The 25,083-nt window shown below is 43.2% G+C and carries 22 protein-coding genes and 1 tRNA gene; 16 read left to right on the top strand and 7 right to left on the bottom strand.

Features of this window, described 5'->3' with window-relative positions; genetic code table 11:
• Positions 1 to 316 precede the first annotated feature (316 nt).
• The gene (locus tag NZ896_00740; protein MCS7115981.1) at positions 317 to 2,404 is read left to right on the top strand and encodes an elongation factor EF-2; all 2,088 of its coding nucleotides are present in this window, start codon (positions 317 to 319) and stop codon (positions 2,402 to 2,404) included.
• 96 nt (positions 2,405 to 2,500) lie between these two features.
• Positions 2,501 to 3,217 carry a 4Fe-4S dicluster domain-containing protein gene (locus tag NZ896_00735; protein MCS7115980.1) on the top strand — a complete coding sequence of 239 codons (717 nt, stop codon included), beginning with the start codon at positions 2,501 to 2,503 and terminating at the stop codon, positions 3,215 to 3,217.
• A gap of 63 nt (positions 3,218 to 3,280) precedes the next feature.
• Here the strand turns inward: NZ896_00735 and NZ896_00730 are convergent, their stop codons facing one another.
• The 6 genes from NZ896_00730 to NZ896_00705 all read right to left on the bottom strand — a co-directional run bounded on the left by NZ896_00730 (position 3,281) and on the right by NZ896_00705 (position 8,400).
• Positions 3,281 to 4,156, bottom strand: a complete 876-nt coding sequence (locus NZ896_00730) for a DMT family transporter (protein ID MCS7115979.1) — start codon at positions 4,154 to 4,156, stop codon at positions 3,281 to 3,283.
• A gap of 32 nt (positions 4,157 to 4,188) precedes the next feature.
• The gene (locus NZ896_00725) at positions 4,189 to 4,743 is read right to left on the bottom strand and encodes an HD domain-containing protein (protein MCS7115978.1); all 555 of its coding nucleotides are present in this window, start codon (positions 4,741 to 4,743) and stop codon (positions 4,189 to 4,191) included.
• Between the two features lie 35 nt (positions 4,744 to 4,778).
• Positions 4,779 to 5,477: a protein-L-isoaspartate(D-aspartate) O-methyltransferase gene (locus NZ896_00720; protein MCS7115977.1), complete on the bottom strand. Its 699-nt coding sequence runs from the start codon at positions 5,475 to 5,477 to the stop codon at positions 4,779 to 4,781.
• Positions 5,470 to 6,498, bottom strand: a complete 1,029-nt coding sequence (gene fen, locus NZ896_00715; protein MCS7115976.1) for a flap endonuclease-1 — start codon at positions 6,496 to 6,498, stop codon at positions 5,470 to 5,472. The genes NZ896_00720 and fen overlap by 8 nt, the downstream gene beginning before the upstream one ends.
• 512 nt (positions 6,499 to 7,010) lie before the next feature.
• Positions 7,011 to 8,186 carry a DUF72 domain-containing protein gene (locus NZ896_00710; GenBank protein MCS7115975.1) on the bottom strand — a complete coding sequence of 392 codons (1,176 nt, stop codon included), beginning with the start codon at positions 8,184 to 8,186 and terminating at the stop codon, positions 7,011 to 7,013.
• A gap of 73 nt (positions 8,187 to 8,259) precedes the next feature.
• Positions 8,260 to 8,400, bottom strand: a tRNA-OTHER gene (locus NZ896_00705).
• A 200-nt stretch (positions 8,401 to 8,600) separates the two neighbouring features.
• Between NZ896_00705 and lpdA the strand changes: the two genes are divergently transcribed.
• The 12 genes from lpdA (at position 8,601) to purM (ending at position 21,534) form a co-directional block, all read left to right on the top strand.
• Positions 8,601 to 10,004, top strand: coding sequence for a dihydrolipoyl dehydrogenase (gene lpdA, locus NZ896_00700; protein MCS7115974.1), 1,404 nt, complete (start codon positions 8,601 to 8,603; stop codon positions 10,002 to 10,004).
• Between the two features lie 157 nt (positions 10,005 to 10,161).
• Positions 10,162 to 10,431, top strand: a complete 270-nt coding sequence (purS, locus tag NZ896_00695) for a phosphoribosylformylglycinamidine synthase subunit PurS (protein MCS7115973.1) — start codon at positions 10,162 to 10,164, stop codon at positions 10,429 to 10,431.
• Positions 10,428 to 11,129, top strand: a complete 702-nt coding sequence (gene purQ, locus NZ896_00690; GenBank protein MCS7115972.1) for a phosphoribosylformylglycinamidine synthase I — start codon at positions 10,428 to 10,430, stop codon at positions 11,127 to 11,129. The genes purS and purQ overlap by 4 nt, the downstream gene beginning before the upstream one ends.
• Before the next feature lie 19 nt (positions 11,130 to 11,148).
• Positions 11,149 to 13,359 carry a phosphoribosylformylglycinamidine synthase subunit PurL gene (gene purL / locus NZ896_00685; protein MCS7115971.1) on the top strand — a complete coding sequence of 737 codons (2,211 nt, stop codon included), beginning with the start codon at positions 11,149 to 11,151 and terminating at the stop codon, positions 13,357 to 13,359.
• Positions 13,356 to 14,771, top strand: coding sequence for an amidophosphoribosyltransferase (gene purF / locus NZ896_00680; protein ID MCS7115970.1), 1,416 nt, complete (start codon positions 13,356 to 13,358; stop codon positions 14,769 to 14,771). The genes purL and purF overlap by 4 nt, the downstream gene beginning before the upstream one ends.
• 1 nt (position 14,772) lies before the next feature.
• Positions 14,773 to 15,396: a phosphoribosylglycinamide formyltransferase gene (purN, locus tag NZ896_00675; protein ID MCS7115969.1), complete on the top strand. Its 624-nt coding sequence runs from the start codon at positions 14,773 to 14,775 to the stop codon at positions 15,394 to 15,396.
• Positions 15,393 to 16,256 (top strand): bifunctional methylenetetrahydrofolate dehydrogenase/methenyltetrahydrofolate cyclohydrolase FolD, encoded by an 864-nt coding sequence (gene folD / locus NZ896_00670; protein MCS7115968.1) that lies wholly within the window; start codon positions 15,393 to 15,395, stop codon positions 16,254 to 16,256. The genes purN and folD overlap by 4 nt, the downstream gene beginning before the upstream one ends.
• Before the next feature lie 69 nt (positions 16,257 to 16,325).
• The gene (locus NZ896_00665; GenBank protein MCS7115967.1) at positions 16,326 to 17,678 is read left to right on the top strand and encodes an amidophosphoribosyltransferase; all 1,353 of its coding nucleotides are present in this window, start codon (positions 16,326 to 16,328) and stop codon (positions 17,676 to 17,678) included.
• A gap of 10 nt (positions 17,679 to 17,688) precedes the next feature.
• Complete coding sequence (purD, locus tag NZ896_00660; protein MCS7115966.1) at positions 17,689 to 19,206, top strand: phosphoribosylamine--glycine ligase; 1,518 nt, start codon at positions 17,689 to 17,691, stop codon at positions 19,204 to 19,206.
• Complete coding sequence (gene purE / locus NZ896_00655) at positions 19,203 to 19,631, top strand: 5-(carboxyamino)imidazole ribonucleotide mutase (protein MCS7115965.1); 429 nt, start codon at positions 19,203 to 19,205, stop codon at positions 19,629 to 19,631. Before purD ends, purE begins: the two co-directional genes overlap by 4 nt.
• A 2-nt stretch (positions 19,632 to 19,633) precedes the next feature.
• A complete protein-coding gene (gene purC, locus NZ896_00650; GenBank protein MCS7115964.1) occupies positions 19,634 to 20,473 on the top strand; it encodes a phosphoribosylaminoimidazolesuccinocarboxamide synthase in 840 nt (279 codons plus the stop codon).
• 8 nt (positions 20,474 to 20,481) lie between these two features.
• On the top strand, positions 20,482 to 21,534 hold the full coding sequence (purM, locus tag NZ896_00645; GenBank protein ID MCS7115963.1) for a phosphoribosylformylglycinamidine cyclo-ligase: 1,053 nt from the start codon (positions 20,482 to 20,484) through the stop codon (positions 21,532 to 21,534).
• On the opposite strand, the gene purB is transcribed toward purM, so the two are convergent.
• Positions 21,531 to 22,991, bottom strand: a complete 1,461-nt coding sequence (purB, locus tag NZ896_00640) for an adenylosuccinate lyase (protein ID MCS7115962.1) — start codon at positions 22,989 to 22,991, stop codon at positions 21,531 to 21,533. The two genes, purM and purB, sit on opposite strands and share 4 nt — an antisense overlap.
• 240 nt (positions 22,992 to 23,231) lie before the next feature.
• On the opposite strand from purB, the gene NZ896_00635 reads away from it, so the two are divergent.
• Complete coding sequence (locus NZ896_00635; GenBank protein MCS7115961.1) at positions 23,232 to 23,366, top strand: hypothetical protein; 135 nt, start codon at positions 23,232 to 23,234, stop codon at positions 23,364 to 23,366.
• 100 nt (positions 23,367 to 23,466) lie between these two features.
• Positions 23,467 to 25,071 (top strand): bifunctional phosphoribosylaminoimidazolecarboxamide formyltransferase/IMP cyclohydrolase, encoded by a 1,605-nt coding sequence (purH, locus tag NZ896_00630; protein MCS7115960.1) that lies wholly within the window; start codon positions 23,467 to 23,469, stop codon positions 25,069 to 25,071.
• The last annotated feature ends 12 nt before the right edge of the window (positions 25,072 to 25,083 follow it).

Genomic DNA, 25,083 nt, shown 5'->3' with positions numbered 1-25,083 from the left:
TGTTAACTTCTTCGTCCATCACTTACTTATGAATTTTACCGATGATTTTACAAGGAAATAAATTTATGAGAGATATTTATTAAAGCGAAAAACTCAGCTATTCGAATTATACGCAAAGGTGAATCTGTAAGGGAAAGGTTCTTAACCCTCCTATTCTTCTTCCGATAGGTGGTGAAGACGCTGTGCCAAGGTTCAAGACCACTGCGGAGGTATTGAAGATCATCGGTATAAAGGATCAGATACGGAACTTTGGGATTATCGCTCACGTAGATCACGGAAACTGATCAGAAATTTCTGATCAGCCGTATAAACTACGATGAGCGATAGTCTCTTAGCAGCGTGTGGTATGCTCAGCCCTTCGGTAGCTGGCCAAGCGTTAGCTTTAGACTTTATGGAGTTGGAGCAACAAAGGCAGATGACAATCAAAGCGGCTAATGTTACACTGTACTATGAATATGAAGGAAAACCTTATGTGATGAATATGATCGATACCCCTGGACATATCGACTTTACTGGTAAGGTTACACGAAGTTTGAGGGCTATAGATGGTGCTGTAGTAGTTGTCGATGCCGTTGAGGGTGTAATGACTCAGACCGAGACCGTTACTCGACAGGCCTTGGAAGAAAGGGTTCGACCGGTGTTATTCATTAACAAGATCGATCGATTGGTGAAAGAATTGAGACTTACGCCTGATAAGATGCAAACATGGCTAGCGAATATCATCAATGACTTTAACCGTCTGATCAAGATTTACGCCGAACCGGAATATCGTGATAAATGGTTAGTGAGTATACAGGGAAGTAGCGTAGCCTTTGGCTCTGCGAAGGATAGATGGGGATTCAACTTCGAAATGGCGCAGAAGATCGGTATTCGCTTTAGTGATATATACGATGCGTATTCGAAAGGAAAGGTTGCAGATTTGGTTGAAAGGGCTCCCTTACATGAAGCAGTTCTAAGCATGGTGATCAAACACCTCCCACCACCTCATGTCGCTCAAAAGTACCGTATACCAAAGATTTGGAAGGGTGATTTGAACTCTGAAATAGGGAAGGCTCTACTGGATTGTGATGAAAATAAACCGATAGTGATGATGGTTACAAATGTCGTCGTAGACCCTCAAGCTGGTGTTGTAGCAACGGGCAGGCTCTTCTCAGGTACGGTTAGAGATGGTGATGTAGTTTACCTAATCGGTGCAAAGAGGGAGGAGAGGGTTCAGTCTGTTACTATGTTCATGGGGCCGTATCGAGAAATCGTAGGTGTTCTGACCGCGGGTAATATTCCGGCACTCCTTGGCCTCGAGCATGCGAGGGCTGGTGAGACTGTATCATCTATAAAAGATGTAGTACCCTTCGAATCTATCAAGTACGTTTCTGAACCTGTGGTTACGGAAGCTATAGAGCCAAAGAATCCTAGAGATCTGCCCAAACTTGTAGAAGCGTTAAGAAGAATGAGTATTGAGGATCCCAATCTTGTGGTGAAGATCAACGAAGAGACTGGTGAAACATTGATGTCGGGAATGGGTGTCCTTCATCTAGAAATCGTTACCACTTTACTCAATCAACAGGGCTTAGAAATCATCACTTCCAAACCATTGATCAACTACCGTGAAACTATTCGAAGTAGGGCTGGGCCTGTAATGGCAAAGTCTCCAAATAGACATAATAAAGTATACATGGTTGTAGAGCCTCTAGGAGAGGATATCATCGAGCTCATTAGAACCAATCAGATTCATGAAGCCATGGATAGAAAGGCGATCGCAAAGATCTTAAGAGAGCATGGTTGGGATGCGGAAGAAGCCCGCAACGTAGTAGCCATAGATGAACGAGGAAATATATTGGTAGATGCTACAAAGGGTGTCCAATTCCTTCAAGAATCACTAGATTCGATCAGAGCAGGTTTCATAGACATTATGATCAATGGTCCATTAGCCTACGAATATTGTAGAGGGATCAAAGCAATACTATACCACTTCGTTCCCCATGAAGACCCTGCACATAGAACCTATGCTCAATTGGTACCTGCAACACGAAGGGCCCTATTGGGCGCGTTACTTTCTGCCGAACCGATCCTATTGGAACCCATACTGGGGATCGAAGTTAGATGCCCATCAGAGTTGATAGGCGCTGTTGCTGGTGTAATTTCATCTAAAAGAGGAAAGTTATTAAATATAGAACAGAAGGGTCTACTTGCTATCATTCAGGGTGAGATTCCAGCGTCAGAAACCTTCGACTTGAGCGAAGTGATGAGGGGGGCAACAGCAGGAAAGGCTTTATGGAATACGTACTTTAAGTCATGGTCACCCGTACCCGCATCTTTAATGCCACAACTGATTACAGAGATTAGAAAGAGGAAAGGTTTAAGCCCAGAACCTCCAAGGGCAGAAGAGTTCATCGATAAAGAGTGAGCATAGCGTAAAGCATATCCACATCCTTACTTCACATTAATTTAAATAAAATAAAGCTTTTATCGAAAAATTATCGATATCATATAGGCGATCAGAGTGAATAATCTACAAGCTGAGCTCGAACGAATGGCGAAAGAGCTCGGGGTCGATTTGATCGGTTTTGCCGATTTAACGACCGTGCAGGACTTCATATGTAAACAGGGTGGAGAATACTTAAGGAAGTTTCCAAGGGGTGTATCGATAGGCATTCGATTATTGGATGCGATCGTTGATGAATTATATAGACATGAAGACCGGAGCGTCATCTTCACGTATAAGGCACTCTATAATACGATCAATTCACGCTTAGACCATATCACTCTTTTATTAGCAAAGAAGATTCAAGAGAACGGTTATCACGCCTATCCGATACCAGCTTCACAAAGAATCGACCATAGTAAACTTATCGGAGTGATTTCTCATAAACTTGTGGCGAATCTATCCGGCCTTGGTTGGATAGGGAAGAGTTGCCTTTTGGTCACACCTTGGTATGGCCCAAGGGTTAGGCTCGCAACAATACTTACAGATGCACCATTTAAAACTGGCTCACCGATTAATGGCAGGTGTGGTAATTGTGAAGAATGTGTGAAGATCTGCCCGGTTAAGGCATTTACAGGCGTCCCATTCGATCCATCAGAACCTGTAGAAGTGAGGTTCAACGTACATTTATGTGATGAGTATATGAGAGAAAGGGAGAGAAGATTAGGAGAGAGGTTGTGCGGATTGTGTGTATACATATGTCCATACGGTAGATCGAGTAAGAAGCTAACTTGATATTTAAAAAGCAAATAAGGTCTGATAAAATCATTAAAAATAAATTCAATCGATCACTCTCGATCAGTAGAGTATTATAAACGTGGTCCCTATAACGATGAAAAGAGCACCAATCACAAGCGCGATAGAAACTCTCTCTAACTTCCTAAGGAATAGATGAATGAAGAGTATTACGAATAGTGGTTCGGTATTCACCAATGGTGCAACGATCGTGACATCGCCGACTCTAAGTGCATAAAATGTAGAGACCCAGCCTATACCAAAAAGTACACCCGCTTTCCAAAATCTCTGAAGTGCTTTCCCGTTTACCATTGCAGAACTTCTCATACGTGATGATAAGGTGAATAAAAGAGTATAAACAAGTAAAGAGGCCATGTAAGAAAAGGTAGCACCCGCAATCGGTTCATTGCACATATTTAGGCCCGTCTTTCTTAAAATATATCCGAATCCCAGCACTATGGCAGCCGATAGAGGGAAGAGTGCATCGATTTTATTAAACCTCTTTGAACCTCCATTGTTATGCATAACCTTCTCAAGTATTATTCCACCACAAATTATACAGAATATTCCGAGCCAAATCCCGTAACTGGGCTGTTCATTTAAAAGGATGAATGCGAGTATCGCGCTAAAGAGAGGATGTGTGGCAAAGATCGGTGCATTTATAGCCGCACCGAGCTTTTCGATACCTTTAAAGTAGAAGAGTCTTGTAAGGCCTGGAGTAAATATACCCGAAAGTAGAAAAAGCACGATACCTCCCATATTAATACGATTTAATGGTACCAGTAAAATCATGAGTGGCAAATAGATAATAAAACCGATGAGTGTGACTACTATAGATGCTGAGAAGAAATTGAGCTCTTCTAAGCCTTTCCGGACGAAGATCGTACCATAAGCGAATAGGATCGCACTTAAAATAGCGAACCCGATGGCTTCTATCATAATTTAATTCACACTTATTTCAATACCATCGATCAAGATAACGGTGATGGTTTAACTTTTACAAGTAGGGTCTTTAAAAAGGGGTCTTTTATTTGCCTCTCTGCAGATGTGAAGAACTCCATCAATTTATCCCAATCGTAACCTTCATTAAAATATTCACAGGCTTGTAAAGCCATCTCGAACTTATCCAGCTCCCAAACCAACCTTGACTCTTCCGATTTACAGTTTACCAGATCATTCCATAACTCCAAGTAAGATCTGTGGATGCTGTTCGGAAGATGAGAGAAGATCTTGAATATGGCCTCGCTCTCTCTTCGATCTTTACCTTCCATTTCGTTAGGAACCCTATCCCCTATCAACGCTTCACCTATATCGTGTATTAATGCCATCTTCACCATTTTAAAGGTATCAAGATTTCTCATATCACCTATGATCATCGAGAGAAGTGCTGTAAAGCACACATGATCTGCGACCGATTCTGGATTCTTAACACCAGCTTTAATCAACCAACCTTTTCTTACTTCTTTCTTTAATCTGTAGATTATCTTGAAAAAATCTAATAGATCTTGATCCTGATCCCGATCCATTGCGTATATGGTGATCAAGGTATTTATTTAAATGTTTAATATTCAGGATAGCCGTTTGCACCTATCAATGGAACGAATATACATTCACATACGTGCTTCTCATCGAAGCTACCATCTTCACGCTTCATGAGCTTCAATAGACTCTGCGCCCACAGATCGCCTACTGGTATTAAAAGTATGCCCCCTTTCTTCAGCTGCTTCTTTAACATCTTAGGTACCTTAGGTGATGATGCCGTTACCATAATTCGGTCATAAAGCTCCTCTTCGCAACCCTCTGGATAGCCTAACGAACCATCTGCAAGATAGACTTCGACACGATCATCATACCCAGTTCTTTTAAGATTCATTTTAGCAAATTCTACCAATTCCTTCACTCGATCTACAGTTATCACCTTGCCCGATCCTCTACTACCCTTAGGGTTGACGATTTCGGCCATCAGGGCTGCGTTGTACCCGCTACCCGCACCTATTTCCAATACTCTCATACCTCTACCTAATTCGCACTCTTCCAACATAATCGCTACCATATGAGGGGCAGAGATCGTCTGGCCCGTTGTGCCCAAAGGGAGTGGGGTATCCCAATACGCTTTATCCTTACAATCTGGCCAAACGAACTCCTCCCTTGGAACTGTAAGCATCGCCCTTTTGACTTCATCAGACCTTATGATACCCTCTCTTACTAAATTCTCCACCATCCTCCTCCTTAACTCAGCAAAATCGATATGCTCAACCATCGAACCAACGCTCCAAACTTTCAGACCTCTTCCTCTGAGCCTCTTTCAACTTCTCTAGAGCGTTCATAACTCTAGTTTTGGAGAAGTCTCTTTCATCACAGAGGAAGTGAATCAGACCATCGGTATCTATAGATCTCCACTCTAACTTTGAAGGTTTCACCACACTCGGCTTTAAAAAGATCTGCCTGATCGCCTCATAATCGATCTTACTCAACGCATCTTGTATTTCAGGAATATTCTCCAATCTACCGTAATGTTTGATTAACTTTAGGGCCTTCACAGGCCCGATCCCTTTGAAGCCATCGGGGTTGTAATCTGTGCCCACAAGGATACCGATATCGACCAGCTGCTCTCTTGTTATCCCCAACTCTCTAATCAATCGATCGAGTTCGATCTTCTCAGGCTCGATATCCACATACTCCTTCTTCCCGGGGAGCTTCCTCCTACCACTTATCGTAAGATTTCTTATGAGCTGTGTAGCACCGAAGAGTAGGCTATCGAAGTCTTGGCTCGCCGTAGCCGATGCCAAACCTACTTGAGTAAGGTAAGCAGCGGTAGCCTCACCTTCAGAAGGTGCCTCTATCCAAGGTATGCCCATCAAATCGAGAATACGTTTTGTATCCTCTACCATGTAATCCTTGATGATCGATGTAGCTTGAGCATACTTCTTCGCAGCTTCATAATCTTTCCTCGATAAGGCCTCAAGATACTTTATTACGGCCTGTTGTTTTACAGCCTTCCTTCTCTCGATCTCCATGAACTTTAACGTAGGTGGTTGGCCATCAAGGATGTAGACCGGTTTTATACCTATCATTAAGAAGTTTATATTTCTGTAGAATAGGCCACTTAGGTGGCTCGTCACTCTACCTTCGTGATCTCTTAAATGCTCTCCCACTTCACCCCTTATAATCGCGAGGAATTGGTAGAGGGCATTATAGGCATCTATAGCGATCGCCATCCCCGATAGTTGCTCCAGTGTGACTCTCGTAGCTTTGACTATATCTCTAATATCTACACCCATTCTAAAGCTAAGCCCCTTTATTATTAAGCATAGACCCACTTTTATCTTTGCTTATAAGACTGTATAAAAATGAGGTTGTCAAGATGGATTAGCTTTAGCCCTAAGCTATAAATCTATAAACATAGGGGCTTCATAGGGCTTTTACGATAACATCCTCGATCTGCTCATGTCTCGATCTTAACCATGTGATTGTATCAAAATACCACATCCAGACTCACGAGTTTTTATTCTTATAGCATATAGGACGAAATAGGATGCCATCCTGGCGATTTATTAGCATAATAAAAGGCAGTGTCAGATTTGGTGCCAAATTTAGTGCCAAATGTGCAAGAAAAAAATTATTTTTTCTCTAACCGTTGACACCAAATCTAACACCAATAAGCATGAGATGGTTTTAACCATCGAAGCATGTGATAAGGATCGAGAGTTCGATAGATTTTTGAGGTTCGGCTCTTTACGAATAGATCTTCGAAGCTCATCTTTCTAAATTTTATATGCCTTGGCCCTTGCATTCAATCCAATAGATCGAACCTCCATTCATCTCTCTCTACAGCGATCCTTCTTAAGACGGCTATAGCTTTATCTTCAGGCAAGATTAGCATAACCTTCCCAATATGTTTGCAAAACTCCTTCTTCACAAGCCGATGCTCCCAATCACCACAGTTGTGCAAAATTCTCTTCGATCTTAAATCTATTAAAACCTCATAATCGCGCACCTTCGCTTCTATCACATCATCCTCGATCCTCAATTTAGAAACCTCTCGATCATCGATTTCATATATACGTGCCAATCTGCTATCATTCATGAAGATAAGGAGGAGATCCTTCAATCCGGCCGATTCTATATTTAAGGTGATTGGTAAAGATATCGCTACACGATCAAGGTAATCTAATACACGCTTCTTTAAATCGATCTGCCTATCGGAGAGCTTACCCAGCATCTCCAACATCTGGAGGCAGTTGGCTACAGCGTAACCGTGAAAGTGGTTATTAAAATAACCGTAGACTTCCTTCACCCGATCGATCAAACCTTTAACCTTCGGGACCCAAGGGCCCAGCTCCTCCACTTTGTAACGATAGTTGTACCAAGGCCTCTTCCCTCTACCATGCCATCTTATAAAAGCGAATTCGGCCGTAACGATCGGGTCAGAGGGGAGGTGAGGACCATCTAAGATAACATTCGCAACACCGTACTCCTCAAGCAACCTCCACGTCTCATCGACCCACCAGGACCGATGGCGAAATTCACAGGCGAATTTGAACTCAGATGGGAGTATGCGTAAGAAGGCTTCTAACTTCTCAGAATTCTTTTCAAACTTGGGTGGAAGTTGAATCAAGATGGGGCCGAGCTTTCCAGCCATATGTAAAGGCTTCATCAGATCCAAAAACTGGTATAGGTCCGATTCTACATTCTCATCAAGATTCAACATCTTCTTATGGGTAATTAACTTTGGTAACTTTACAGAGAAGATAAAGCCTTGCTTCGTAGCCCTTGACCAACCATAGACCAGACCCTTCGATGGATAGGAATAAAAGGTAGAGTCTATTTCAACGGTGTCGAAGAATTGTGAGTAATAAGATAGCCTTACATCTTCTTCGGAAGGGTAGAAGACACCTATCCAATCCTTATACGACCATCCCGATGTGCCAAGATAGATCTTCGTCAATTCTGAAGGTGATATTGCCAATGTAGCTAATAATCATTGAGGTTCGAAAGAGGTGGGCTTGGGCTGTATCTCCAGATTCTCGTAATGTGCCTAGTGGTGCGGGGGGTGGGATTTGAACCCACGAACGCCTCAGCGAGCAGATCTTGAGTCTAGGCTACTTCTGCCCCCTCTTGTCGCCCAGCTCAAGCTTTGACCTGGCTCGGGTTGGGGATGGTATTTAACCATTAACCCCCGCATTCGACCCCCGCACCATTTAGCTTTTACAAGCTAAAGATATCTCATATTCGTATCCTTAAATCTTTTTACCTATCTGTGTGAATAGTGAATATAAATTGGTTGCATCGCTCTTCATAGAAAGGATGAACCAGATGATCAACTATTAGGCTCATCAACTATGAGTTTATAAATTCAGGTGTAGTAAAGGATAGGGAAATCATGGGTATCGATTCTAAGGTCTTTGATATTATCGTAATCGGTGGAGGGCCGGCTGGTTATTCAGCGGCTGTAAGGGCGGGAAGGTTGGGTGGGAGTGTGGCGTTGGTCGAAAGGAGGGCGCTCGGTGGGGTGTGTTTGAATGAAGGCTGCATACCGACGAAGTTTCTCTTGAATGTAGTCGATATTCTTTCATTAAAACAGAGGGCTGCAAGAATGGGAATAGAGATAAGTGGTGTGAAGCTCGATCTTCAAGAGGTCATGAAGAGTAAAGAGCTGATCATAAAGAGATTGAGGAGGGGTATAGAGTTGATGATGGAGGCGAATAGGGTTAGAGTATTCAAGGGCACGGGTACGTTGATCGATAGAGAAGAAGTAATGGTATCACAAGATAATGGCGAAAGGTGTGTATTGAAGGCAAAGAATGTAATCGTCGCTACGGGCTCTCGCCCTTTTAAGCCTCCGATACCCGGAATCGATGGTAAGAATGTGATCACCAATGAAGAAGCATTGGCTTTACAGAGAGTTCCTAGTAAGGTAGTGATAATCGGTGGAGGGTCCATGGGTGTAGAATTTGCAACTATCTTGAGAAGCTTCGGCGCCCAAGTATCGATCGTTGAGATGCTCCCTCGCATACTTCCACTCGAAGACTCTGAAATCTCTATGGAGCTTCATAGGAATCTAACGAGGTTAGGAGTATCTATCTATACGAATGCGAAGGTTGTTGAGATTAAGGATGAAGGTGAGGAGAAGGTTGTCAGATATACCTCTAACAATACTGTAGGTGAAGTTAAAGGGGATCTTGTTTTACTCGCTTCTGGGAGAAGGCCGAATGTGGAGGGTTTGGGTTTAGAGAAGTTGGGCGTAATCTTCTCAAAGGATGGTATAGTGGTGAATGAGCATATGGAGACGAATGTAAGAGGGATATACGCTGCTGGAGATGTGGTTGGCAAATACCTTCTCGCATACACCGCCTTTGAAGAAGGTATAGTCGCTGCCGAAAATGCGATGGGTAATGATGTCTCTATAGATTATACAGCTATTCCACGATGCACCTTTAGTAGACCGGAGGTCGGGGCTGTCGGCCTTACCGAGGATGAGGCAAGGAGAAAAGGCTATGATATAGCTATAGGGAAGTTTCCATTTCGGGCATGTGGTAGGGCCGTGGTTGAAGGCGAAATGGAGGGATTTGTGAAGATCATCACAGATAGGAAGGATGGCCGAATTTTAGGTGTACATATCATCGGCCACGGTGCGACCGAGCTGATCCATGAAGCTGTACTGGCCTTAAAGATGAACGCTACCGTTGCGCAACTTTCATCGACCTACCATGCCCATCCCACATTCTCTGAAGCCATAAAGGAAGCGGCCTTAGATACCTATGGCAGAGCGATTCATAAAGTGTAGTGATACGATGATGAAGATGATATTAATTCATTAGAAGTGTACGATAGAAGTGGTGCGTAACCTATGATCTAAGAGATGAGTATATGGGTTATAATAGAATTTATTAGAGAGATGGGTTAAAATATATCCGTTAACGCTTAAATCTTAGCACGTATAAATGAAAGAGAAATTTCTTGTCTATGTGACGATCGAGGGTAAGCCCATGGCAAGGGACCCAGAAGGCGAGACCATACATCGAGTACTCTTAACAAAAGGTCATTATAGTATGGTAAAGTCGGTCCGTGTAGCTAAATTACTGAAGATGGTTGTGGAGGCTGAAAGTGAAGCGGAAGCGGAGAGGATCGTTACCGAACTCTGTGACAATCTTAGATTATATAATCCGGCTGCGCACAGATGCTCAGTAAAGGTCAGTGGTAGAGTCAAATGAAGGTAGCGGTGATACGCTTTCCGGGTAGTAACTGTGATCTCGATACGATCGAAGTACTATCGAGTATGCCAAAGGTCGAGCCACATCTGGTGTGGCATGAAGATCACGATATTCGTACCTACGATGCGATCATTCTACCCGGTGGCTTCAGTTATGGGGATTATCTAAGGGCAGGTATTATAGCTGCCCATAGCCCGATCATGAATCATGTGAAATATTTGGCTGAGAGAGGTGTACCCATACTCGGTATCTGTAATGGATTTCAAATCCTGGTAGAAGCAAATCTACTTCCCGGTGCGCTCTTAAGGAATAGCTCTTTAAAATTCATATGTAAATGGGTGAAAATAAAGGTGGAAACGAATAGAACACCATTCACATGCAAGCTAAGTAAAGGAGAGATTCTTCGAATACCCATCGCACATAATGAGGGTAGATACTTTATACCACGAAAAGGCTTTAAAGAGTTACACAGATACGATCAGATCGTCTTCCGTTACGTCGATGAATCGGGTAAAGTGAGTGAGGAAGCGAATCCGAATGGTTCGATCGCTAATATCGCTGGTATCTGCAACCGTGAAGGCAATGTCGTGGGTATGATGCCCCATCCCGAGAGGGCTTCTCAAACTATCCTTAGCCCTTACCGCACTGAAGATGGTAGGAAGATATTCGAATCCTTGATCGATTACGTGATGAGGTGATAGCGATATTTTGACGATTGTGGAAAATCTTCAATTGAATTTAACGGATGAAGAAATAAAGCTAGTGAGAAGGATGTTGGGCAGAGAGCCCAATTCGTTGGAGTGGGCCATGATCGATACAGAGTGGTCTGAACATACAAGTTATAAGTCATCGAGGAAGGTTTTGAAACTCCTACCTACAAAGGGTAAGCATGTGGTGATAGGGCCCGGTTACGATTCGGGTGTTGTAGATGTAGGTGGTGGTTACATCGTTACACTTCACATCGAAAGCCATAACCATCCTTCTGCCATCGATCCCTACGGCGGTGCTGCAACGGGTATAGGTGGTGTCTTAAGGGATATTTTGTGTATGGGTACTCGCCCGATCGCTCTGATCGATCCATTAAGGTTCGGAATGATCGATCGAAGTGAGCATTCACGATGGCTATTCATAAATGTAGTAAAAGGTATTGCGGATTACGGTAACTGCGTCGGTGTTCCGACGGTAGCTGGTGAAGTGGAGTTCGATGAATCCTTTGAAAGAAATTGTCTTGTGGATGTAGCCTGTATAGGTGTGGGCTTAAGGAAGCATCTAATCTTAGCCGAGGCCCGCCATCCCAATGACCTCTTAATCCTCGCTGGAGGTAGCACTGGTCGTGATGGTATACATGGTGTAACATTCGCATCGAAGGTTTTGAGCGAGAGGTCTGAGGAAGAGAGGTCAGCAGTTCAAGTACCAGATCCATTCATGAAGAAATTGATCATAGATGCGACGTTAGAGGTTGTCGAGAGTGGTTATGTGAGTGGTTTAAAGGATCTAGGTGGCGGAGGTCTGACATGCGCTCTGTCTGAAGTCGCAGCGAAGGGTGGTTGTGGTGTTGAAGTATATCTGGATAAAGTTCATCTACGTGAACCTGATATGGATCCTGTAGAGATAATGCTATCTGAATCTCAAGAGAGAATGTTATTTATTGTGAAGGAAGAGGGTGTAGAGAAGGTGTGTAAAATCTTTGAAAAGTATGGTGTGCCATACTCGATCATCGGCAAAGTAACGAGTGATAAGTATTTAACTGTGAAGATGAAGGGGAAGGTCCTGGCCCGCCTTCCCGCTGAAATGGTAGCAAGGGCACCCCTTATGCCTCGAAAGAGTATGAAGCCTGAATATATTGAATTATGCAAAGGTATCGAGCCTCCACAGGAGCCAAAAGATCTGGATGAAATCTTCTTAAAACTTCTTTCATCACCAAATATCTGTAGCAGGGAGTGGATCTATCGCCAGTACGATCATGAAGTCGGTATCAGAACGGTCATCAAACCTGGACAGGCGGATGCTGCAGTCCTTAAATTGCCGAATGGGAAGTTTTTGGCTGTAACGAGTGATGGCAATAGTAAACATTGCTATCTCGATCCCTACCATGGTGCGGCCGGATGTATGGCCGAATCTTGCAGAAATATCATTGCGGTAGGAGGTAAGCCTATAGCTATGGTCGATCATTGCCAATTCGGCGACCCGGGTAAGGCTGACGTGTATTGGACCTTCGTCGAATCTGTACGTGGTATGGCGGATTACTGTAAAGCCCTTCACATACCGTGTGTTGGAGGGAAGGTGAGTTTCTACAATGAGGATATGGTGACACGCTCCGCGATCAAACCTTCACCAGTCGTAATGGTTATTGGATTGATCGACGATGCAAAACATATTATAGATATGGGCTTAAAGATGGTTGATGATGTGATAGTGATGCTGGGCTTGACCAAGCCAGAAATGGGCGGCTCCGAATATTATGAGTATATCCATAATTTGGTGGGTGGTGAAGTCCCGAAGGTCGACTTTCGACTTGAGAAGAGGCTCCATCGATTGATGGGTAGAATCATCAGGAGAGGGTTGGCCAAAGCTATTCATGATTGTTCAAAAGGAGGGTTTGCTATAGCGTTAGCGGAGATGTGCTTTCCGAACGGTTTGGGTGTCGAAGTAGACTGTTCAAAAGTACCTGCGCTTAATTGTAGACTCGATGAATTACTATTCTCTGAGACCCATGGTAGATTTTTGATAGAAGTGGATAGTAGAGATGTAGGAGAAGTTATACAGTTAGCTTCAAATATGAATATAGAGTGCGGTGTGATAGGCAGGGTTAATGGGAGCAGGTTAAGGTTAAAGATGAACGATCGTGAAGTCCTTGACTTTTCGGTCAAAGAATTGAAAAATATCTGGTCTCAGGCGCTCCCTAGGTATCTGGGTGAGGTTGATTGAGAGAGAAATGTGGAGTGATCGGCATATATTCATCTTCTGGAAGTAATGTCACACCTTTGATTCTCTCCAGTTTAGAGGCATTACAACACCGCGGACAGGAATCGTGGGGCATCGCGATTGAAGGCCATAAGCCTTATCGAAGATTGGGTTTGATACCCGAGAAACTTACAACCAAGAGGAGGATCGTTGGTAAGGCTGGAATCGGGCATGTGCGATACTCCACTGTAGGGAGTACAACATTAGAGAATGCCCAACCTATTCAAATCGGTAATAAATTCTCCATCGCTCAAAATGGTACTATCGTGAATTTTGAAATCCTTCAAAATATGCTAAAATCGAGCTACGATGTTCACAGTCACGATAGTGACACAAAGTTGATCGGTTTAAGACTTCATCAACTTCTAAAAGAAAATGAATGGTTGGAGTCCTTCGTTCAAATGGGGAAGGATCTGTTAGGTTCATACTGCTTAGCCATTTTGAATAATCGTAGTGAAGTGTATGGGATTAGAGATCCAAGAGGTTTCAGACCTCTATGCATCGGTTGGCATGAACCTTCATCTTCATATATAATATCTTCAGAGAGTTGTGCATTGATAGCCGTCGGTGCGGAGTTTATTCGTGATGTGGAGCCGGGTGAGGTTGTAAAGTTGAGTAAAGACGGTCTTCAATCATTTAGGTTTGCGGAGCACGTAAGGCACTACCACTGTGCTTTTGAATATACGTACTTCGCCCATCCATCTTCATGTATCGATGGTGCTTATGTATATAGAGCGCGGAAGAATATCGGTCGTATCTTAGCGAAGAAGTATGGTGGTTGGGGCGATATAGTAATCCCCGTACCCGATTCTGCCCGACCGGCAGCTCTAGGCTACTCAGAAGTGAGTGGTATACCATTCGAAGAGGGGTTGATGAAGGATCGTTATAGAAAGAGAGGTATGATGAGAAGCTTCATCGAACCTACCCAAACGAGTAGAGAGGAAATCGTAAAGAAGATCATCCCTATTACCCATGTTGTGGAAGGTAAGGATATCGTTATGGTAGATGACAGTATCGTACGTGGTACAAGCTCTAAGATAATCATCAAACTGTTAAAGCGGGCGGGTGCGCGTAGAGTAAGGATGGTTGTGACATTCCCTCCGATTCGTTACCCTTGCTACATGGGAATAGACTTCCCAACCCAAGATGAATTGCTAGCCTACAAGTTATGTGGTGAAGAGAGTGACATCGATAGAATAAATGAAATTGTTGGTGCAGGGATCGGTGTCGATCAGTTAGGGTACAATGATATAGATGGTTTGGTAGAGGGGATCGGTCTGCCTAAAGATGAATTATGTCTGGCCTGTGTTACTGGTGATTATAGCTGTATAGGTGGGAGGCCAAAGTTCCGGAGTAGAGAGGAGTTGAAGAAGTAAGATGGTAGTCAATATCGGAATTTTGGTTTCCGGTAGAGGTTCGAATATGGAGGCGATTTTAAAGGCTGTAAAGGAAGGGAGGATTAAGAATTGTGAGGTAAAGGTTGTGATCAGCAGTAGGAAGGATGCCAGAGCTCTTGAAATTGCAAAGGCTTATGGTGTGAAAGCTTTAGCTATAGAAGAAGTCGGTTTTAAAGATAGGGTAGAGTATGACCGTGAAATCATTAAGCATCTTATTGAGCACGGTGTAACTCCTGAAAATGGCCTAGTACTCTTAGCAGGTTATATGAAGATACTGAGCCAAGAATTCGTCAATAAATTCAGATGGAGGATCATGAATATTCATCCCTCTCTACTCCCTTCATTCCCTGGCCTACATGCGCAGAAGCAAGCTCTAGAGTATGGGGTTAAGGTATCTGGCTGTACGGTGCACTTTGTGGATGAAAATCTGGATGCAGGCCCGATAATTCTACAGGCGTCTGTACCAGTAAAGGAGGACGATACTGTAGAGAGCTTATCGAATAGAATCTTGGAGTTGGAACATAGATTATACCCTGAAGCGGTGAGGTTGTTCGTCGAAGGTAAGTTAAGGATTGAAGGTAGAAGGGTGAGGATTCTGGAATGACCGGAATAATTATGGATGGTAAAGCACTGGCTGAGGAGGTCAAGGCGAGGGTAAGAATTGAAGTTAACAGATCGATCAAAGATGGTATTAGGCCGACACTCGCAACTATACTCGTAGGTGATGATCCTGCCTCAATATCTTACGTTAAAGCGAAGCATAAAAGTTGTGAAGATGTGGGAATTCGTTCTCAAAATTACCACCTTCCTAAGGAGAGTAGTGAGGATGATATCTTAAGGCTTATAGAGAGTTTGAATAAAGCGAAGGATATCCATGGCATATTGGTTCAATTGCCTTTACCTTCACATATCGATCCATACAAAGTCATTGAGAAGATAGATCCAGTAAAGGATGTTGATGGTCTGCACCCTGAGAATTTAGGGAAGCTATTCCATAAGAAGGGTGATTTAATACCTTGTACACCCAAAGGTATAATGGCCCTGCTCAAGAAGTATAATATAGAAGTAAGAGGGAAGAATGCGGTCATCGTAAATAGGAGTAATCTGGTCGGTAAGCCTCTCTACCATCTTCTTGTAAATGATGATGCTACAGTTACCATATGCCATACGAAGACACGGAATATTGTGGAGCATATGAGAAATGCAGATATTTTGGTAACCGCTGTAGGTCGTAGACCCGAATTCGTAGTTACTAGTGATATGGTAAAAGAGGGTGCGATAGTGATAGATGTGGGTATGAATCGTATCGAAGGTAAATTGTGTGGTGATGTAGATTTTAACTCCGTCATTGAGAAGGTTTCGTACATCACCCCAGTCCCCGGAGGAGTAGGGCCTATGACCGTTGCTATGCTTCTCGAAAATACTTTGATCGCCATGAATTTACAGACCAGAAAGGGGTTTTAAACAAATTCTCGTTGATTTGAATACGAGTTAAAAGACTTCACAGATCAAGATCGTGCTCGATGGAAAGGAATGCACATTTATAGAGATATTTATAAGCATATTCCAATCTTTGGAAGTTTGATGCCAGGTATTATAGGGTTTTACCCATTCGGTGAAGGTAGAGAAAATTGGAATGCATGCCGTTTCCTCTACTACGGTTTAAATGCATTACAACACCGTGGACAAGAGTCTACGGGGTTATCATCCCTCGGTAAAGATAGGTTATTGAGTACGATCAACGATGATGTGATGGTCGAAGATTTCTTCAAAGAGAAGGCTGGATCTCTGAAGGAAGGTCATATAGCTATCGGCCAAACATCACCGATCAAAGGTGATGGTGTAATCTATGTAAAAGAACCTGTCGAGCTCGTCTGTGTAGGTGATGGGAAGCCGGACCTTCATCCGGATAAAGTTACCGCCTTTAAAATATTCTCCGAGAAACTTTCACAGATGATCTATAAGTGTGGAGATACGTTGGAGGCTACAAAGAGCATCATAAGAGAGGTCCATGGTGGCTATTCATTCATAGTCCTTACAAAGAATGAAGAAATGATCTGTGGTAGAGATATTCATGGAGTAAAGCCCTTAGAGATCGGTGCCATAGGTTTCGATATAGGCATAGTCGCTTCCGAGACCGCTGCCCTCGATGTGATGGGTGCTGAGCATACCGGTAGTGTGAATCCCGGTGAAGTCGTCATCTTCGACCCTCTGAGTATAAGGAGAGAGCGATGTGGTGAGCCGAATAGAAAGTACTGTAGCTTCGAGTATATCTACCTTGCCCGTCTAGACTCTTACTTGAACGGAATCTCCGTCTCTAAAGTAAGAGAGAATATTGGAAGGGCCTTGGCGAGAGAAAGGCCAATTCAAGCTAATGTAGTAATAGGCATACCAGAAACCGCGTTGGCCTTTGCGATGGCGTATTCAGAAGAAGCAAGGATACCCACGAGGATAGGGTTTGTTAGGACTGGTAGGTATACTCGAAGTGCCATCAGACCCACACAATTGGAAAGGCTTACCGGTGTTCAATTGAAGTTGAACCCTGTTCGATACTCCGTAGATAATAAAGATGTAATATTGATCGATGATAGTGTTGTAAGAGGAAATACACTAAAAAGTACTGTGTTAGATTTGAAGAGGAAGGGTGCAAAAAGGGTACATGTGAAGATTGGGAGCCCTGCTCTCGTAGCACCGTGCCCTTACGGTACAGAAGTCCCGCCCCGTGATGAACTGATCGGCGGGAATTTGAGCGAAGAAGAGATTTCTTATGTAATAGGTGCCGATAGCTTTTCTTTTCTTCCTATCTCTAAACTGGTGGAGTGTATCGGTTTAAAGGAGAGCGAGTTATGTATGAAGTGTTTTGGCGTAGATTGGGAGGTTAAGTAGATTGAAGGTAATGGGTGTGGGTAATGGTGCAAGGGAGCATATAATAGCGAAGAAGCTCGCTGAGAGTAAATATAGACCTAAAGTCTATTGGGTGGGTGAACTTCAAAACCCCGGCATATTAAGGATATGTAAGCAGAGTGGTGGTGAATATGCACTTTGTAAAACTACCGATCCTGAAAAAGTAGTCACACATGCGTTAAGATGGGGTGTCGATTTTGTATTCGTGGGTCCAGAAGAGCCGAATTTTCACGGTGTACCAGATATATGTGAAAAGAATGGTATACCATGTATAGGTGCGAGTAGCAAACTCGCTAAGATAGAGATGTCGAAGGCTGAGTTAAGAAGGTTACAATGGAAGTATGATTTAAAGGGTAAACTGTTGTTTAAGACTTTTCGAACGGCTGAAGAGGCTTCACGGTACTTGGAAAAGTACTCCGAGACCCTAACTTGGTTACAGAATGTCGCTTTAAAACCCGCCCGACAGGCTGGTGGTAGAGGTGTAAAGGTCGTGGATGATAGGCACATTTATCTGCATGATGAGAAGGAGAGGTTTAAGAAGCAACATGCGAGTTGGTTAGAGAGTTACATGAAGTCCTTCTCGGGAATCGAAGATAAAATTCTGGTTGAAGAGAAGGTTTGGGGGCCTGAATATACATTACAGTGCTTCACCGATGGTAAGGTTGTGAAGGGTATGCCCTTGGTACAAGATAACAAAAATGCACATGAATTTGATATAGGTACGGAGACTGGTGGTATGGGCTCGATCAGCGGGCCTGGCATGACACTCCCATTTATTACCAAAGATGAATATGAAGAATCATTAAAGATTGTAGATTCGATCGTAAAGGCTATTCAAGATGAAGTCGGTGAGTGTTACCATGGTGTTGTAGCTGGGCAGATGATGATCACCGAAGTAGAAGGTCCTACGATCATCGAAATGTACTCAAGGTTTGGGGATCCGGAGGCCCTAAATGTACTATCTACTTTGAAGACCGATCTGATAGACATCTGTTATGGCATCATCGATGGTAGGTTAAGCAGCATAAATATCGAATTTGAGGATTCTGTAACTGTCGTGAAGGCTGTAGCACCTAAGGGTTATCCGGATTTTCGAGATCTGGCGAAGAACCATCCTGTAATCGTGGATGAAGAGAAGATCGTTAATGAGGGTTGTGAGTTTTACTGGGGATCGGCAGATCTGAAGGATGATGGCAGTATAGTTACGGGTGGTTCTAGGGTATGTGAGATATTATGCAAATCAGACCGATTTGAGGAGGCTAGTGAACGTATCGAAAGGTGCATTGCTTACATTAGGCTCGGTGATGGCTGGGGTCTATTTCACAGGAGCGATATCGGTTCTTTAGAATTGTTAGCAAGGAGGATGGATGTGGCAGACCGTGTAAGAAGGCTTTACCGTTATAGGTTGGAGAAAGGTATATTAGGTAGACGGTTCGATTGGTTACCTGGTCTCGGCATGGTAGACCCTGTAGCTACTTTGAAGAAGAGCTTGATGGGTGAATCGGTATGAAGGTAGCTGTAATTTCGGGTAGCAAATCGGATCAAAATATCGTAGATGAGGTGGTGCAGACTTTAAAGGAGTTCAGTGTAGAATATGAGACGAAGATTCTCTCTGCTCATAGAAATCATGATGAGCTAGAGAATTATGTAAAGAATTCTGATGCCGATGTATTCATCGGTATAGCCGGACTCTCCGCCGCTCTCCCCGGATTCATCGCCTCCCTCACTACAAAGCCCGTGATCGGTGTCCCCGTTTCGGCAAAGTTGGGTGGATTAGACTCTTTACTATCTATAGTTCAGATGCCTCCACGTGTACCAGTCGCTTGTGTAGGTATAGATAATGGTAGGAATGCAGCCCTTTTGGCCATTCAAATACTCGCAGTACATGACAAAAAACTTCAAGAAGAGCTGATCCTTTATAGGAGGAGGGTGTGAGGATGGAGTTCAAAGGTAGATTGATCCGTAAAGGAAAAGTGAAAGACATATATGAGTATAGTGAAGATGAGCTTCTATTCTTCTTCACCGATAGGGTCTCCGCATTCGATGTAATACTACCATCTATGATACCGAGAAAAGGTGAAGTACTATGCAAGTTCGCCGAGTACTGGTTCAAGACTCTTGGTGTGAAGAATCACATGGTGAAGGTGATAGGCAAGAATATGATGGTTGTAAAGAAGTTGAATATGATCCCGATCGAATGTATAGTGAGGGGGTATCTGTATGGTAGCCTCTACGAGCGGGTGAAGGAGGGCTTAGCATCCGTACCTATCGAGCCAGTCTTGGCTGCCAAACTCCCTCAACCAATATTCGATCCCACCACAAAGTATGAAGAAAAGGATGTTCCTATAACGAAGGATGAGATACTGAGGAGGGGATGGTTGAATGAAGATGAATATGAGGAAGTGGTCGAGAAGAGTATGATGATCTATTCAAAGATCGCTGAAAAGGCCGATAAGGCTGGGTTCATCGTGGCCGATTTAAAGTTGGAGTTCGGTAAGAAGGATGGGGAGATACTCTTAGCAGATTCGATAGGCCCAGATGAGTTCAGACTTTGGCCGAAGGATAAATATGAAGTCGGTAGGGCTCAAGAGAGTTACGATAAGCAACCGATCCGAGACTGGTTGATAAAGATCGGTTATAAGGCAAAGTTGGATGAGGCTGTAAAGAATAAGAAGCCGCTACCAGAACCGCCCCAACTCCCCGAATCTTTGATTCAAGAGACCATAGGGCGATATATCATCGCCTATGAACGTATCACAGGTTTAAAGTTCGATTAAATGATGCTATGCCTAGCTTCACCTATGCCGATGTAGGTATAGATCTCACGAAGATCAAGGGTATTCATACATTACTGGCAAGCGAACTCCGTAAGACGTTCAGATCGAGAGAGGGGAAATTCGGGAGTGTCATCTCTGAGATAGGCCATTACGCGGGTTTGGTCGATATTGGAGGTGGGAAGGCTTTAGCCCTTCACGTAGATGGTGTCGGAACGAAGGTCTTAATCGCCCAGATGATGAATAAGTTTGATACGGTAGGTATCGATTGTGTAGCGATGTGTGTGAACGATCTGATCTGCGTGGGTGCAGAACCATTCGCACTGATCGATTATATCGCCTTAGAAAGGGCGGATGATCGGTTGGTTTACGAGTTGACCTTGGGTCTGGTAAAGGGTGCTGAGGAGGCTTCTGTAGCTATCGTAGGTGGTGAGACTGCAGTCATGCCCGATGTAATCAAAGGTGTGAATGGTAGAGGCTTCGATCTTGCCGCCATGTGCTGTGGGATTCTAGAGAAGGATAGGGTCGTTACGGGTAAGGAGTTGAGGGAGGGTGATGTGGTCTTGGGTGTAAAGAGTTCTGGTATACACTCCAACGGTTTATCACTTGCACGTAAAGTATTATTGGGAAGGTATAGAGTTGAGGATTATCTTGATGAATTGGGTAGGTCTCTGGGTGAAGAGTTACTGGAGCCTACTTACATCTACGTGAAGCCAACTCTGAAGGCTTTAAAGGAGTGTGAGATACACGGTATGGCACACATAACTGGCGGTGCCTTTTCGAAACTCCAGAGGTTGGTGAGGGGTTCAGGGTTGGGCTTTAATCTCGATAATATGCCAAAACCCCCAACAATCTTTTCTCTCATTCAAAGAGAAGGGAAAATTACTGAGCGGGAGATGTTCAGAACATTCAATATGGGTATTGGTTTCTGCATCTGTGCACCGTCAAAAGATGTGGATTCGATCTCAAACATCTACGAGCGGGAAGGATTCTCTGTAGAGAGGATCGGTAAAGTCGATAGAGTAGATGGGGTATTCGTCAAGGGTATAAGGGTTGATGACTAGAAGCGGGGCCCTTCATACCTTTCCTTCAGCCTATCCCTATACTGCATCACTATCGGCTCTATAATATCCTTCACGAACCTTTCACACCTTTCTACAGCATCACCAACATGCGCGGTAGGATCGAGTAGATCATCGATCTCCTTTTCAGAAAGCTTTGAAGAAATGACTTCATCACCCTTTAACAATTCGGCCAATGGGTTTTTATTGCCCTTCATCACCTCCTCCCATGCCCTAAAGGCGTGACTCCGAATCCTCTCATGCATCTTCTGCCTATCCTCCCCCCTTTCGACGAGCTTCATCAGGATAGCCTCTGTACCAGCGAATGGACCATACCTCTCTAAATTCTTCCTTATCATAAATGGGTAGACTCGAAGATCGGACAGAATCCTATTGTAGATGAGAAGGCATTCATCTAGAGCTAAGAAGGCTTCTGGGATGATTATCCTTCTATTCGCAGAATCGTCCAAGGTCCTCTCAAGGAGGCTATTTGCTGCATTCGTAAAGGCGACTATCGGGAGTGTACTGATGTACCTTGCTAGAGAGCACATACGCTCCGCCCTAACAGGATTCCTCTTGAATGGCATCGCTGTAGACCCCACTTGAGCCTCTCTGATCGGTTCCGATAATTCACCAAAGTTCGGGGATTGTAATAATCTTAAATCAAAGGCGAATTTGTGTACACTCTGCGCGATACATGCCAATGTCGATAGAACAAGGTAATCGAGCTTTCTTGGATAGGTTTGAGTGGTTATGAATGTCGCTTCCAAGCCCAATCTACTCATCACGTACTCCTCCATATCCATCGGCCTACCGATACCCTCTAACAACCTCTTAAAGCTCGCCGAAGTACCTACAGCACCTTTGATACCCTTGCCTTTTACAAAATCTTTGAGTAAAAATTCTACCAATCGAATATCGAATACAATATCTTGGGCATAATTTGCCAACCTATAGCCCAAGGTTGTGGGCTCCGCCGGTTGTAGGTGAGTCCAACCCATACAGACTAAATCCTTATACTCCATGATCTTCTTCGAGTAAGAATCGAGGCAGTTCACCAACCTCGTCAGAATGATATTTAACGCATCCTTGATCCTCAGAACATCGGCATTATCCTCAATATCCATAGATGTGGCACCAAGGTGAATCTTCCCTCCACCTTTTGGACATTGCTCTGCGTAAGCTTTAATTTCAGCCATTACATCGTGCCCGATCTCCTTCTCAATTTCATGAGCCCTTTTTAGATCTATGTACCTTTCATCAGCTTTACTCTTTAGATCCTCCAATTCTTCGCTCGAAACCAACCCATAGCGTGATTGGGCCTCGGCCAACAATACCCATATCTTCCTCCATAAAGCCCTATACCTCAATTCAGAGAAGAGCTTCCTCATCTCTTCACTCCCATATCTCCATGTAAAGACCGAGAGGAAGTCATCATAACCGAATTCCTTATCGCTCATACTAGAACAGATTTAAGAAAATACATAGACTTAAATCTTCATATCGATTTTCTGATGATTTTTAGAAGTTCCCAGTATCAGCAATTAAGCAATTGTGGAGGTTTCTTAGAGAGATTGAGTGAAAAAGTTCGATTTAAGACGATTTAAGATATTAATGAGTGATTATAAGAGAAGAATTGAGATACTTTGATTGAAATATAAAGAGAATAAGCTCCTATTAGTAATTTTGGTAAGAAAGAGATGAAAAAGTTAAAGGTCCTAAGGTCTTCACACATTCGTTTAAGGATTGAAATAGACCCATCGGTTGGAAAGCTGAGCTTCTCTCACTTTCTAAAAGTCTCAATCTTCATAATCTTCATAATCTTCATTCATTAATTTTCTTCATGATTTCGATAACATCGGTAACGATTGGTAAATTGAGTAAGAGTACCGAAAGATTTAATCACTCATGTTATCAAGAAGAATTTGAAGGTATATGCAAGATGGAATCAGACCTCACGCAGCATTGGTCAGTGTATGGGATAAAAGTGGTTTGATACCATTCGCTCAAACTTTACATAAAAATGGTGTGAGAATTTTGGCAACATCAGGCACATATAAAACTCTACAAGAGGCAAATGTACCTTGTGAAAAGCTTGAGGAGCGGTTAAGATACCCAGAGATGCTAGATGGTAGAGTAAAGACTCTCCAAGTAGAGGTATTCTCCGCTATACTTGCAAAGAGAGAAGAAGATCATTTACAACAACTTAAAGCTTACAATATAAAGCCTATCGATATGGTAGTCTGTAACTTTTACCCATTTGAAAGAATAGCATCATCATCGAATGTTAATATTGAGACACTTATCGAGAATATCGATATCGGTGGACCATCTTTGGTGAGAGCGGCTGCAAAGAATTATCGATATGTGATAGTAGTGCCAGATCCAAAGTATTATAATCAAGTAGCTGAAGAGTTGGAGAAGTATGGCTTTATCTCTTTATCAACTAGGCAGAGACTTGCGTATTCAGCTTTTAGCATAGTCGCTGCTTATGATATAGCGATATATAGAGAGCTTAAGAAATATCTTAACCCGAATGAGTTATTCCCCGAGAAATTCTTTATATCGGCAACGAAGTTTGAGGATGCAAAGTATGGTGAAAATCCCCATCAAAGAGCAGCGATTTACAAATTAGATGGTTATACGAGCATGGCCGAATGGGAGCAATTATTCGGTGAGCAGAGATCTTTTAATAATTATTTAGATATAGGAAAGGCTTATGAGATTTTAAAGGGCTTTGAGCATACACCGACGGCAGCTACTGTAAAGCATGGGAATATCAGTGGTTTTGCATTCGCACCAACATTGGCAGAGGCTTATACATTAGCACATGAGTGCGATCCGGAGGCCGATTATGGTTGTGCAACGGTAGTGAATAGAAAGGTAGATGTTGCATCAGCCAAACTTATAGGGAAGAATCCTGGTGTTGAGGATAAATCTGTTTACACAGAGATACTCATAGCTCCTGATTATGACCCTGAAGCATTAGAGATATTAAAGGCGAAACAGAAGAAGAAGATTAGAATCATCAAATATCATGAACCTAGCAATTATCCGTATGATGTTCGAGTGTTGGAAGGTGTATTGTTGGTACAAGAGCCAGCAGATTATAATAAGAAGCTCGATCGATCGAAACTTACCTATCCGACTAAAGTAAAGCCTGATTCAGAAACATTAGAGAAGCTTTTAGCAGCTTGGGAATTGGTAAGAAAAGTACCATCGAATGGAATAGTTATCGCCGATGGTAAAGTTGAGAATGGTAAGCTCACGTACTTTTGGACATATGGTGTGGCCTCATTCAGAAAGAGGAATGGTGCGGTAAAGATCGCTCTGGATAATGCTGGTAAACGGGCTAAAGGAGCGGTCGCAGCATCGGATGGTTTCTTCCCATTTCGCGATAGTATCGATCTACTCGGAGAAGCGGGTATTAAAGCGGTAATTCAACCTGGTGGTTCAATAAACGATGAAAAGATAATCGAAGCTGCGAATGAGTATAACATAGCTATGGTATTCACACATGAAAGGGCTTTTAAACATTGATCGTTGAAGTGG

It is taken from the genome of Nitrososphaerales archaeon (assembly GCA_025058425.1).
Classification (GTDB): Archaea; Thermoproteota; Nitrososphaeria; order Nitrososphaerales; family JANXEG01; genus JANXEG01.
Note: the sequence above shows the minus strand (reverse complement) of the source record. Positions and strands in the feature narration are given on the sequence as shown.

Bases quoted from the DNA above. Each gene is read 5' to 3' on its own strand.
- folD (MCS7115968.1), top strand. From the start codon at position 15,393: ATGACCGGAATAATTATGGATGGTAAAGCACTGGCTGAGGAGGTCAAG.
- purM (MCS7115963.1), top strand. From the start codon at position 20,482: ATGCCTAGCTTCACCTATGCCGATGTAGGTATAGATCTCACGAAGATC.
- NZ896_00740 (MCS7115981.1), top strand. From the start codon at position 317: ATGAGCGATAGTCTCTTAGCAGCGTGTGGTATGCTCAGCCCTTCGGTA.
- purB (MCS7115962.1), bottom strand. From the start codon at position 22,991: ATGAGCGATAAGGAATTCGGTTATGATGACTTCCTCTCGGTCTTTACA.
- purD (MCS7115966.1), top strand. From the start codon at position 17,689: ATGGGTGTGGGTAATGGTGCAAGGGAGCATATAATAGCGAAGAAGCTC.
- purN (MCS7115969.1), top strand. From the start codon at position 14,773: ATGGTAGTCAATATCGGAATTTTGGTTTCCGGTAGAGGTTCGAATATG.
- purQ (MCS7115972.1), top strand. From the start codon at position 10,428: ATGAAGGTAGCGGTGATACGCTTTCCGGGTAGTAACTGTGATCTCGAT.
- NZ896_00665 (MCS7115967.1), top strand. From the start codon at position 16,326: ATGCACATTTATAGAGATATTTATAAGCATATTCCAATCTTTGGAAGT.
- purS (MCS7115973.1), top strand. From the start codon at position 10,162: ATGAAAGAGAAATTTCTTGTCTATGTGACGATCGAGGGTAAGCCCATG.
- purH (MCS7115960.1), top strand. From the start codon at position 23,467: ATGCAAGATGGAATCAGACCTCACGCAGCATTGGTCAGTGTATGGGAT.
- NZ896_00720 (MCS7115977.1), bottom strand. From the start codon at position 5,477: ATGGTTGAGCATATCGATTTTGCTGAGTTAAGGAGGAGGATGGTGGAG.
- purE (MCS7115965.1), top strand. From the start codon at position 19,203: ATGAAGGTAGCTGTAATTTCGGGTAGCAAATCGGATCAAAATATCGTA.
- NZ896_00635 (MCS7115961.1), top strand. From the start codon at position 23,232: ATGAAAAAGTTAAAGGTCCTAAGGTCTTCACACATTCGTTTAAGGATT.
- NZ896_00730 (MCS7115979.1), bottom strand. From the start codon at position 4,156: ATGATAGAAGCCATCGGGTTCGCTATTTTAAGTGCGATCCTATTCGCT.
- lpdA (MCS7115974.1), top strand. From the start codon at position 8,601: ATGGGTATCGATTCTAAGGTCTTTGATATTATCGTAATCGGTGGAGGG.
- NZ896_00725 (MCS7115978.1), bottom strand. From the start codon at position 4,743: ATGGATCGGGATCAGGATCAAGATCTATTAGATTTTTTCAAGATAATC.
- purC (MCS7115964.1), top strand. From the start codon at position 19,634: ATGGAGTTCAAAGGTAGATTGATCCGTAAAGGAAAAGTGAAAGACATA.
- fen (MCS7115976.1), bottom strand. From the start codon at position 6,498: ATGGGTGTAGATATTAGAGATATAGTCAAAGCTACGAGAGTCACACTG.